Source organism: Stenotrophomonas sp. DDT-1 (genome assembly GCF_001580555.1).
Classification (GTDB): Bacteria; Pseudomonadota; Gammaproteobacteria; order Xanthomonadales; family Xanthomonadaceae; genus Stenotrophomonas; species Stenotrophomonas sepilia.
Genome location: NZ_LEKR01000020.1, coordinates 65,353 through 76,871 on the forward strand (window position 1 = coordinate 65,353; position 11,519 = coordinate 76,871).

General features: G+C 62.4%; 13 protein-coding genes. All 13 read right to left on the bottom strand.

Annotated features, from left to right (window positions below):
• Window positions 1-151 precede the first annotated feature (151 nt).
• On the bottom strand, window positions 152-703 hold the full coding sequence (locus AB839_RS11725) for a DUF305 domain-containing protein (protein WP_031269107.1): 552 nt from the start codon (window positions 701-703) through the stop codon (window positions 152-154).
• A 74-nt stretch (window positions 704-777) separates the two neighbouring features.
• Window positions 778-1,113, bottom strand: coding sequence for an EF-hand domain-containing protein (locus tag AB839_RS11730; RefSeq protein WP_232528349.1), 336 nt, complete (start codon window positions 1,111-1,113; stop codon window positions 778-780).
• Complete coding sequence (locus tag AB839_RS11735) at window positions 1,082-3,403, bottom strand: copper-translocating P-type ATPase (RefSeq protein ID WP_275045202.1); 2,322 nt, start codon at window positions 3,401-3,403, stop codon at window positions 1,082-1,084. The genes AB839_RS11730 and AB839_RS11735 overlap by 32 nt, the downstream gene beginning before the upstream one ends.
• A 61-nt stretch (window positions 3,404-3,464) precedes the next feature.
• The gene (copD, locus tag AB839_RS11740; protein ID WP_017354978.1) at window positions 3,465-4,394 is read right to left on the bottom strand and encodes a copper homeostasis membrane protein CopD; all 930 of its coding nucleotides are present in this window, start codon (window positions 4,392-4,394) and stop codon (window positions 3,465-3,467) included.
• Between the two features lie 10 nt (window positions 4,395-4,404).
• Window positions 4,405-4,788 (bottom strand): copper homeostasis periplasmic binding protein CopC, encoded by a 384-nt coding sequence (copC, locus tag AB839_RS11745; protein WP_033835139.1) that lies wholly within the window; start codon window positions 4,786-4,788, stop codon window positions 4,405-4,407.
• Between the two features lie 178 nt (window positions 4,789-4,966).
• Entirely contained in the window at window positions 4,967-5,317 is a 351-nt protein-coding gene (locus AB839_RS11750; RefSeq protein WP_012480213.1) for a four-helix bundle copper-binding protein, read from the bottom strand.
• 70 nt (window positions 5,318-5,387) lie between these two features.
• On the bottom strand, window positions 5,388-5,753 hold the full coding sequence (locus AB839_RS11755) for a DUF411 domain-containing protein (RefSeq protein WP_019184727.1): 366 nt from the start codon (window positions 5,751-5,753) through the stop codon (window positions 5,388-5,390).
• 173 nt (window positions 5,754-5,926) lie between these two features.
• Complete coding sequence (locus AB839_RS11760) at window positions 5,927-6,472, bottom strand: nuclear transport factor 2 family protein (RefSeq protein ID WP_223224792.1); 546 nt, start codon at window positions 6,470-6,472, stop codon at window positions 5,927-5,929.
• On the bottom strand, window positions 6,456-7,226 hold the full coding sequence (locus AB839_RS11765; RefSeq protein WP_005413420.1) for a cytochrome c: 771 nt from the start codon (window positions 7,224-7,226) through the stop codon (window positions 6,456-6,458). Before AB839_RS11765 ends, AB839_RS11760 begins: the two co-directional genes overlap by 17 nt.
• Before the next feature lie 12 nt (window positions 7,227-7,238).
• On the bottom strand, window positions 7,239-8,507 hold the full coding sequence (locus AB839_RS11770) for a copper-binding protein CopB (RefSeq protein WP_005413421.1): 1,269 nt from the start codon (window positions 8,505-8,507) through the stop codon (window positions 7,239-7,241).
• Window positions 8,504-10,372: a copper resistance system multicopper oxidase gene (locus tag AB839_RS11775; RefSeq protein WP_012480217.1), complete on the bottom strand. Its 1,869-nt coding sequence runs from the start codon at window positions 10,370-10,372 to the stop codon at window positions 8,504-8,506. Before AB839_RS11775 ends, AB839_RS11770 begins: the two co-directional genes overlap by 4 nt.
• Window positions 10,373-10,485: 113 nt before the next feature.
• Entirely contained in the window at window positions 10,486-10,905 is a 420-nt protein-coding gene (copL, locus tag AB839_RS21200; RefSeq protein WP_012480218.1) for a transcriptional regulator CopL, read from the bottom strand.
• A 174-nt stretch (window positions 10,906-11,079) separates the two neighbouring features.
• Window positions 11,080-11,430, bottom strand: coding sequence for a helix-turn-helix transcriptional regulator (locus AB839_RS11785; RefSeq protein ID WP_061479495.1), 351 nt, complete (start codon window positions 11,428-11,430; stop codon window positions 11,080-11,082).
• Window positions 11,431-11,519: the final 89 nt, after the last annotated feature.

An 11,519-nucleotide genomic window follows, 5' to 3' on the forward strand; every position in this document is an offset into this window, starting at 1 on the left:
CCTCGGGCAAGGTACGTGTGGTCGACGTGGCGGAACTGTGTCCGCCCCTGGATCCGGATCAAGCCACCGCACGTGTGGCCGCGCGTTTGATCCACCGAATGGTCAGTGCGCAGGCTCAGTGAAGTGATATCGGCTGGCAAAAGGCAGTGAGCTAATGGGAACGCTCAGCCAGCAACTGCTTCATTTGCGCGATCTCCTGTGTCTGCGAGGTAATAATGTCCTGGCAGAGCTTCACCAACTCAGGATCCTTCAGACGATTCTCCTCACACATCAGGATGGCGCCAGCGTGGTGGGGAATCATCGAACGGATGAACTGTTTGTCAGTGACCGCTGCTTGAGTGCGAATGCCCCACCAGCAGAACAGCATGAACGCCACCGTCAGACCAGCCAGAATCAGATTGCGTCGGCGATCGGGGTACATGCTGGACATTAGCCACAGCTCGATCAGCAGCATGGGAGCGGCCATCAGGCCCGCCATGTAGAACTGGTTCACGTTGTTATAGACGTTAGCCCACTGATCGACCATTGCGTACATCAATGCGTACATGGCCACGAAAGACAGGCCCATCATCAACAACAGGCGGCCGTAATGGCCTTGATGCCCTTGTTGTGCCTGGTGGGCAGGTTGGTGTGAGGCGTGCGGTTTTGCGTGCTGGGACTGCGGGTCTTGCGCGTTTTCGTGCGTACCGTGCGAAGAGGACATAACAATCTCCGTGGGAATGGCAGAACGGCGGAAGAACCCGCGAACTGTTGGAACAGCTCCCGGGCTGAGAACACTTACATACCCTTGCCGGCAGCGAATTCCTGCGGGCTCAGCTTGCCATCTTTGTTGCTATCGAGCATGCCAAAGTGCGGCGCCAGCTTGTGCTTGGCCAGTTCTTCCTTGGACAGCGAGCCGTCCTTGTTGGCATCGAGCTTGGTGAAATCGGCATCGGCCGCCGCCGGCTTGTGCTGACCGTGGTCGGTGGTGGGCGTGGTGGTCTGGCCGCCGGCGAAGGCCGCGCCCGCCATCAGGAACAAGGCCATCATCGAGAGGGAGGCATAACGCTTCATTGCAGTACTCCTTGTGGGATATGAGCCATCAGTGACAGGAATGGCCGCGCGCAGGCTCATCGGCGCGGTCAGGGTGGGGGGGGGCAACAACGGTGGAGCCGGACAAACGCAGGGCATTGGTGACCACCGAAACCGAGCTCAGGCTCATGGCCAGGGCCGCCATCATCGGACTGAGCAAAAGGCCGAAGCTGGGATACAGCAAGCCGGCGGCGATAGGCACGCCGATGGCGTTGTAGACGAAGGCGAAGCCCAGGTTCTGCTTCATATTGGCCACCGTCAAAGACGAGATGGCACGGGCTTGCACGATGCGCCTCAAATCACCCTTGACCAGGGTGAGCTGGGCGCTGGACATGGCCACATCCGTGCCCGTCCCCATCGCGATGCCCACATCGGCTGCCGCCAGGGCCGGCGCATCGTTGATGCCATCGCCAGCCATGGCCACGCGACGACCCTGGGCTTTGAGTTGCTGGACCAGGTCGGCCTTGTCCTGCGGCTTGACGCCACCACGCACATCCTCGATGCCCAGCGTGCGCCCCACGGCCTCGGCCGTCGCCTGTGCGTCACCGGAGGCCATCACCACGTGCAGGCCATCGGCACGTAGCAGGTTCAAGGCAGGCAAGGTCGTGGCTTTGATGGGATCAGCCACCGCAATGGCGCCGGCCAACCGACCATTGACCGCCAGGAACATCACGCTAGCGCCTTCTTTCCGAAGACGCTCGGCGCTGCTTTGCAAAGGTGCTACATCGGCGCCAACCGACGCCATCAGGCTTTGGTTGCCGAGCACGACATCCTGATCGGACACGCGCCCGCGGACGCCTTGGCCGGTGAGCGAATCAAAATCTTGGGCGGCCACCAGGTTCAAGCCACGTCGCTGGGCTTCAGCCACGATGGCCTCGGCCAAGGGGTGCTCACTGCCCTGCTCCAAGCTGCCGGCCAAACAAAGGATCTGATCGGCGTCGAAGCCGGCGTTGGAGAGCGTGTCGCGAAAGGCTGGACGCCCCTCGGTCAACGTACCGGTCTTGTCCACGATCAACGTGTCGATCAGACGTAGCTGCTCGATCGCCTGAGCATCGCGGAACAGGACCCCGACCTGCGCAGCGCGGCCAGTGGCGACCATGATCGACATGGGGGTAGCCAAACCCAAGGCACACGGGCAAGCAATGATCAGAACCGATACGGCATTGAGGACGGCAAAGGTCCAGGACGGTTCGGGTCCAAACAGACCCCATCCGAAGAACGTGAGCACCGCCGTGGCCAGCACGGCCAGGACAAACCAGTACGCCACCTTGTCCGCCATACGCTGCATCGGCGCGCGGGAGCGCTGGGCTTGGGCTACCAACTGCACAATCTGCGCCAGTACCGTCCCGGATCCGACTTTGTCCGCCCGGATGACTAAGGCGCCCGTCCCGTTGAGCGTGGCGCCTATAACGTGATCACCGACAGCCTTCTCCACCGGAATGGGTTCACCGGTCAGCATCGACTCATCGACACTGGCGCGGCCTTCGATGACTTCCCCATCGACCGGCACCTTCTCGCCCGGTCGTACGCGAAGCAGATCACCCACGTGCACGTGATCCAGCGCAACGTCCTCTTCGCCCCCATCGGGTTTGACGCGGCGAGCCGTCTTGGGCGCCAATCCCAGCAGGGACTTGATGGCCGCCGAGGTTTTGGAACGCGCCCGCAGTTCCAGCAGCTGTCCGAGCAGGGTGAGCGAGACGATGACCGCTGCCGCCTCGAAGTAGACCCCTACCCGTCCATGCTCGCGGAAAGAGTCCGGAAACAGGTCCGGTGCCACGGTGGCCACCACGCTGTAGCCAAACGCGGCGGCCACGCCGATGCCGATCAGCGTCCACATGTTGGGGCTGCGATTGCCGATGGACTGTAGGCAGCGCTCAAAGAAAGGCCACCCCGCCCAGAGCACCACCGGGGCGCTCAGCACGAGCTCAATCCAGGTGCGCGCCTGCGTGGACAAGCCGGGCAGACGGTGTCCCAGCATGGCCAAGACCAGGACGATCAACGTCAAAGGCAACGTCCACCAGAACCTTCGGGTGAAATCGCGTAACTCTGGATTGTCGTCCTCCTCCAGCGAGGGCATCTCCGGCTCCAGCGCCATGCCGCAGATCGGACAGGTGCCGGGACCTGGCTGACGAATCTGCGGATGCATCGGGCAGGTGTAGACCGTGGCGTGGGTACCGCTGGGTTGGGCCACCGCTGCTGGGGCGGTCACTTCAACTTGCTGGGGAGCATCGTCCGTATAGCGGACGGGATTGGTGATGACCCGTCCATCCGCAGCCTCGACAGGGGCTGCGCCTGCAGAATGGTGATGGTCATGGGACGACGGTGAGTTCATGCCGATGCTCGCTTTAGTGGGGATGGACTGCCAAGGCAGTGTGCCATTGCGGGTTACACAGCTATTCGGGGCTGAGCGTCCCGAGCACTGAAACAACAATCAGGATCAAGATGGCCAGCGCGGCCTCAGCCGTAACACTCTGCCGCAAAGCCCGCACCTCCTGCGCGGGATCTCCGCTGGTCAGCGCTCGTTCCAAGCGCGGCACCAGCGTCCATCGGTGCAGCGCTCCCAAACCCAGCATTCCAGCGAACAGGGCCAGTTTGAAAAGCAGCAACTTCCCGTAGGTGCTCTGGAACAGGGCCGAAAACGACCACGCGGTGAGATCCCCGTAGTGCGCGATGCCGGACACGATGAGCGCACCAACGAAGATCGTTCCCAGCGTCGAAAAACCATGCAGAAAGTCATGCGTTGATCGCAGACGCCCGCTGCCGTTCGTCTCTTTGCCGCGCAGCAGCATGGCAAGGAACATCAGGACCGCTGCGATCCAGCCGCCTGCCGCGAGAAGATGGACGATGCCTGCAGCAAGCCGGACCGCGCCTGCCAAGCCCTCGCCAGCGGCGGCGTGGCCGTTCCATGCCAGCGAAGCGAGTGCGCCGCCCGCCAGCATCGCCCCCAGCGGGAAGGCGGTCTCCACCTTCCCGCGGCGACGATGCCATCCGAGCACGAACATCAGGGCGACCAGCAGCGCGCCTCTCGCCATGGCTGCCCGGCCCGCGGACGTCTCGAGCAGATACCAGCCAAGCGATGCGCGATCAACCTCGGCAAGCGGCATTCCCATGATGCCCGCGGTCTTGAAGACGACATCGAGCCCGGTGAGCACGAGACCGGCTACGGCACCCGCCAATAGAACGCCCATGAGTGACCACCCGGCCAAGGCGTCGGCGAGTGCCGATCGACGCGACCCGTACCAACCGAAGAGTGGAACCCCGAAAAGAACCATGATGACAAGGTATTCCAAGAATCTCAGTGCATAAGCCGACAGGTCGAACATTCGCGACTCCTCAGCGCACCGTGAAGCTGAAGCTGCCCGGCATGGGGTGGTTGTCACCACCGACGGCGCGGTATTCCACGGTATAGACGCCCGGAGCCAGCGGTCCAGGCAACTTGGCACGCAGGGTCTTGCCGTTGTTGACGATCTCGGTCGTGAAATTCTCGATCGGCATGGTGGAACTGCCGTGCTTCATGAGCAACTTGAGACGCGACGCCCGCGAAATCAATGTCTCGTTGAACACGAGATCGATCTGGCCTGGCGAGGCCACCACCGCATTTGCCGCCGGTGTGGACTGCTGCAGCGCGGCGTGGGCGTGCGCGACCTGCAGCGAAAACTGCCCGGCCGCGATTGCGAGGACGAGCGCGAAGGAGCGAATGACGTTGGACGACTTCATATGGATAAATCCTCATTGGAATGTGATGCAAAGCCCGTTCGGGAGGGGCCGCGCTGTGTTCGATGCGACAAGCGTTAGATGTCGGACTGTCACTGAAACCACGATTTGTCGGATTTTCTTGATACTTCCGCTTTCGCGAGACGAGGATCCCACCGGCTCAGGCGGGATCCTCGACGCATTACGCTGCCATGGCGCTGCAGCTTTCCGCGCAGCGGCGACAAACTTCGGCGCAGCGCGTCATCTCAGGGTCGTTCATGGCGTCGCATGCATCGGCGCACTGGCGGCAGATCTCCGCGCAGGCACCGCAAACCACGTCGTGAACGCTGGCACCGCGCAGCATCGCGTCGGCACTGGTTGCGCAGGTATCGGCACACGTCGCCAACAGGGCGATGTGCTCCGGGGCCGCGTGAACACCTCCTTTGGTCAGGCAGTAGTTGATGGTCTCCAGGCAGATCGCATGGCATTGCGTGCAGTTGTCGATGCACTCGTTCATGGCCTGGGGCCGGTGTGCTGCGGAATGGTGAGTCATGTAGTTCTCCTTCTTCCTCGCGGGCGAGAATCGGCGCGCCCGCAACACCGTCCCCTGTTGCTGCGACGGATCAGTGCTGTGCGAACGGTTCAGTGGTTCCGTCGCGATGTATCAGCTCGACCGTGAACGGCTGCTGGCGTCCCTCCGGGACCTCCATGCCCGGAGAACCAAGCGGCATCCCTGGGAGGACCAGGCCGCGTGCGTTCGGCTTTTCTTCGAGGAGACGCTTGATGTCCGCGGCCGGAACGTGGCCTTCGATGACGTATCCGCCGATCTCGGCCGTGTGGCAGGAGCCCTTTGCATAGGGGACACCCAACCGCTCCTTGACCAGACCCAGGTCATCCATGTCGTGCACATCCACGGTGAATCCCGCCTTCTGCACGTGGTCGATCCAGACACCGCAGCACCCGCAGGTCGGGGTCTTGTGGACGGTCATGCGTGGCAGGGCTGCTGGAGTCGCGTCGGCTGATTGGACGACAACCTGTGCGGAGGGCGAGGTTGTGGGTTGCGCGGATGAAGCATCCTGGGTGCAAGCACCCAGACCAGCCACGGCAAGGACCACAAAAGTCAGACGGTGCAATGTGAGCGTAGTCATTTCAATCTCTCGACTCAGCGCTTGGTCCGCGAGGACCAGTGGATGTGGACGATCCGCCAGCCGTCCGCGGTCTCCTTCAGCACCATCGTCTCGTCGCTCTGGACGGTCAGTGGCTGGCCATCCTTCTGGGCATGCAACTCGCTTTCGGTTCCGACCCACGCGAACTCGCCAGCGGCTCGTGCGCGCTGACGGAGCAGCTGGCGATGGGCGCCCTTGAGGAACGCCGCATCGCTGACTGCGTGATGGCCCATGTATTCCTCGCGGCTGCGTTCGGCGCCCCCGGACTCGAGGATGAGAACGTCGGCAGCGAGCAGGGCTTCGACCGTGGCCAGATCGCCGCTAGACAGGGCCCTGTTGAAACGCTCCGCTACGGCGACCGCGGCCTCTGCAGTGACTGGGACGTCGACGTCCGCAGATGCCGCGGCAGCGGGGTGATGTGCGTGCGGCTGTGTCGCCTGCGCCATTGCGGGGGACACGACGGCCAGTGCCAGTGCGAGGGTGAACGAGATTGCTGTTGCGTTCATTGCGTGGGCTCCAAGAAGATCAATGGGGGTGCGCATGGCCGTCATCGGCCACGGGCGTGTGTGGTGCAGGGTGCGACTCCACCTTGCCGTCGGGATGGCCGTGGCTCACCAACCCGACTTCCGTGTCGCTGGGTGTCGGGCCGTGGTGATCGTCGTCCACGCCCGGCGGGTGCGCATGCGGCATGGAGTTGTTGCCCGGCTCGAATAAGGCAGGGTGATCCTCGGCCTTTTCGTCGTCATGGTGGCCTTGCGTCTCGCCGCCGCCATGCGAATGGCCCTCGCTGCTGTCGACAAGTTCCTTGTACGCAGTCGCGTCCAGCGTGGGCAACTTCTGCAGGAAGGCCGACATGTTCCATATGAACTCATCGTCCATGCTGCCGCCCCAAGCGGGCATGCCGCTGGCCTTGATGCCGTGCTTGATCACCCAGAACGCCTCAGCTGGAGCGACCGGCTGTTTGCTTAGGTTCGGTGGCGCGGGGTACAGGCCCTTGCTCATCTCGGTGGCCGCCGCGTCTGGTGAAAGATGGCAGGTCACGCACATGGCGTTGTAGTTGCCCGCACCCTGGCGGATACGCTCAGGATCATCAAGGTTCGTGGGTAGCTGAAGCTTGGCGGCGCGCACCTCAATGGAACGCTCGCGCGCCGTTTCAAGTAGCGCATACACCGGGCGACTATGCGGATCGTCGGCGGCCACGTTGTACACGCCCAGAGAGAGCGTGGCGGTTGCGACCACCGCAACCAATGCCACGCCGGCACCGAGCCATACCCACATCTTTTTGTTGGATTTCATTGTCAGTTCCCCTTAGAACCAGGTACGAAGGCCGATGACCAAGCGCGTGTCTTCAAAGGACTCGCCATGCTCGCGTCGCATGTCTGCGGTATTGCCAAACGCGCGCTCGTACACCACGCCGATGTAGGGAGCGAACTTTCGGGTGAACTCATAGCGAAGTCGTAGCCCCGCCTCAGCGGCACTCAGACCCGAACCTATCCCGCGCAATGGATCGTTCTTGCCATAGGCGGTGACTTCCACCAGCGGCTGCAAGATCAGCCGGTTGGTTAGCAGCAATTCGTACTCGGCCTCGACATTGGCGGCAGTCTGGCCCCCTTCGCCGAGATAGGCTGTGGCGGACACTTCGAACTTCATCGGCGCCAAGCCCTGTACACCGATAGCGGCGAAGTTCTGCGATGCCCCAGGCTTGAAGTCATGACGCACACCGGCCACCACATCCCACCACGTGGAGATACTGCGGCCGTAAAGCACTTCCAGATCAGCCGACTCGGTCTGACCATCCGTGCGTTCGCCTTCACTGCGGAGCCAGACGCGATTGAGGTCCGTACCGATCCAGCCCTGGCCCTCCCAGCCCAGCCCGGTGCCCGGATCGGCATCCCAGGTTTCCAGGCGATTGAGCAGCACGTAGCTCTTGATCGAGTTGTCATGCACCGGATGCGCGTGTTCCGGCGCGATGGCCGCCTTGCGATCCGCGTCCGTCACCGCGGGAATCGGGGTGCGCGGCTGCGTTGGCGCTGCAGGCCCGTGTCCCATCTGACTGTGGTCCATGCCCTCCATCGATTGCATTCCCGCTTCTGGTGTAGCGGGCGCGGGCGAATCATGGCCCATCTGCGAATGGTCCATCCCCTGCATCGCAGGCGTGGCCGTGCCGGAGGTGTCGGCTGCAGCGGGCTGTGCCATCTGACTGTGATCCATGCCCTGCATCGACTGCGCCTGCGCTGTGGGCGCCGCAGGTGTGCTCGCGGGCGAGCCGTGCCCCATCTGCGAATGGTCCATGCCCTGCATGGCAGGCTCGGCTGCGTTAGCCTGCGGCTCGGCGTGGCCCATCGCCGCATGATCGATCGTCGCTTCGCTCGTCTTGGCCGGTGTTGCAGGCTTTTGGGCTGGCGCAGGTTTTGATGTCGGTGCCTGATGTGCAGAGTGATCCTGAGTCTGGGTCTGCGCGCCCTGCTCCATCTGCATGGAGCCGTGCTGCATAGATTGGGCGCTGGCCGCATTGGCCAGGGCCAGCGAGATAGCCGTCAGCGCAGTCAGGGTGGTATCGCGTCTATTGATGTTCATTCGTCGACCCTCACCGTGCGCATCATTCCGGCTTCCATGTGATAAAGCAGGTGGCAATGGAACGCCCAGCTGCCCAACGCATCGGCACGCACGCGATACGTGCGTCGGCTACCTGGCGGCATATCCACCGTGTGCTTGCGCACCATGAAGTTGCCGTTGTCGTCCTCCACGTCACTCCACATGCCGTGCAAATGGATGGGATGGGTCATCATCGTGTCGTTAACCAATACGATGCGCATACGCTCGCCGTAGTTCAGCCGCAGCGGCTCGACATCGGAAAACTTCTGACCGTTGAAGCCCCAGGAGAATTTCTCCATGTGTCCGGTCAGATGCAGCTCGATCTCGCGACCGGGGTCGCGTCCGTCAGGGTCTTCAAAGGTGCTCTTGAGCATGGAATACGTCAGCACATGACGGCCGTTATCGCGCAGGCCATTGCCCGGATCATCCAAGCGCGAACTCACGCTCATGGCTTGGTTGTCCAACAGGGGATTGTTGGTCTCGCTAGCAGGGTGTGATTGCATGCCCCCGTGCTGCATGCCTGCCATGGCACCATCGCCGGCGGCGGGCATCGCATGGCCTGCATGGGCCGAGGTCGCGTTACCGCTGACAGGTGGGGTCATGCCAGGCATGCCCATGGCCGCACCACAGCCGCCTTCCATGCCCTTGCTGCCGCCAGACATATCCATCGACCCATGATCCATGCCCATGTCTGCCATCGTCAGCAGCGGCCGGGGATCCACAGACGGAACGGGCGCGCGTAATCCTTCGCGCACAGCGAGCGTGCCGCTGATGTAGCCGGTGCGACCGGAGTCTTGGGCAAAGATGGTGAATGCGTCCTGCCCGGAGGGCTCCACGATCACATCGAAGGTTTCTGCTACCGCGATGCGGAACTCGTCGACGGAAACCGGATGGACATACAAGCCATCTGCCGCCACCACGGTCATCTTCAGCCCCGGAATACGCACATCGAAGTACGTCATGGCAGAGCCATTGATGAAACGCAGGCGCACCTTCTCGCCACTGCGGAACAAACCGGTCCAGTTGCCCAGTGAGGTCGTGCCGTTCATCAGGTAGGTGTAGGTGTTGGCGTTGACGTCGGACAGGTCCGTGGGCGTCATCCGCATCACGCCCCACATCTTGCGATCTTCCAACGTGGCCGACAGGCCGTTGCGCTTCACATCGCGCGCAAAATCGCCGACCGTGCGCTTGTAGTAATTGTCATGGCCCGGCATCTTCTTCAAACGATCGAACAGGGCCGTCGGGTCCAGGTCTGTCCAATCGCTCAGCATCACGACGTAGTCGCGATCGAAACTGAAGGGCTCCGGCTCCAATGGGTCGATGACGATCGGGCCATAGAGCCCGGCTTGTTCCTGGAACCCTGAGTGGCTGTGGTACCAGTAGGTTCCGCCCTGATGCAGGGTGAACCGGTAGTGGTAGGTCTCACCACGTCCGATACCGTCAAAGCTCAGACCCGGCACGCCGTCCATGTTGGCCGGCAAAATGATGCCGTGCCAATGGATGGAGGTGTCCGCGCCATGGATGGAGTTAGCGGGCAATGCATTAGAGACGCGCAAGTTGACCGTGGTGCCTTCCCGCCACCGCAGCAACGGCGCCGGAACGGACCCGTTGACCGTGATCGCGGTGCGGGTCTTGCCGGTGAAGTTCATCGGCGTCTCGCCAATGGTCAGGTCAAACTCAGTGCCCGATAGTACGTTGGGTTGTCCCGGCCCCTTGAGCGCCCAACTGGCTTTGGGCCAGAAACCTAATCCTGCGACTGCGCCTCCCAAGGCCAAGCCTTGGACAAATCGCCGCCGCGAAGGCAGCAGCGGTCCACCGCGTGGACCACGAAAATCATCATGCGACATGAAAATGCTCCAAGCGTCGTGTTGCCACCGGCGGGCGGTGGTACAGAGCGGGCGGCTGGCCTAAACAGGCATGCAAGCCACACCAACGGCGCCATTGCGGCGCCTAGGGACGCTTAGCCGATCGGTGGTCGGATCAGATGAGGCAAGGCAGGTGCCGCATGCCCTAGGGGCAGCGGCATGACATCCAGGCCCAAGGCCAGTTGCACCGAAACATGCAGGCGCGCAGGAAGTGCGCTCGCGCAAGCGTGTACGCAGGCGCACCGGCACGCAGAAGACTTGCAACAGTCGGGACCGGCATGGTCGCCATGCCCAGTGCCAGCCTTTTCAATCGATGTGGCATCGGGATGATGCTCAGCACTGTGATGGGCGAAGCAGTCTTCGTCGACTTGCACCGCGGCAGCCACTTCGCTGGCCTGCTCTTCCATGACCGGGTTCATACTGACGGACGCAAACGCCGACCACGCGCCGTTAAGCACGAGCATGGCGATCAGGAACAGTCGCAGTAGAAGTGAGGAGGCTGACACGGGCGACATGGTATATCACTTTAGACAAGGCGCGTGTGTATCGGTCGTGAACAAAATCTCAAGTAAGCCTGAGATGTCGCGACTTGTCAGTCGCACTAGCCGCGGACACTGCAGCTCCCTCCAGAAGCGCCCAAAGGGCGGGTTGAGGCGAAGAGTTGCCCATAGGGCGAGCGCTTGTTCGGTTTACTTCTCGGGCGTGGCCTCGATCAGCTTCACCAACTCGCGCTTCTGCTGCTTGCTTAGCGAGCCCCAGCGCAGGAGCAACTTGGCCAGCAGATCATCGTCGGTGTAAAGGAAGGCGGCGGGGATCCCCAACGCTTGGGCCAACCGCTCAGCAATCTCCAGCATGGGCTCGTGCTTGCCACGCTCGTACTGGTTGATTCGGGGGCTGGCCACGTGAGGATCCAGACCGGCCCGGATGCCCAACTGCTTCTGCGACAAACCCGTGTGCAGGCGGGCTTGTTTGAGGCGTCGAGCGAAGGTCGGTGTTGAGTCGACGGACAAAGTCACGCGCGCACCCCATGGAGACCCCATAAGGATGGCGGATGTACCCTGCCTTGCATACTAAGATATTCTTAGCTTTGAGGCAACCGGCGACACCGGTAGCGCCGCCCCCCCCCCCC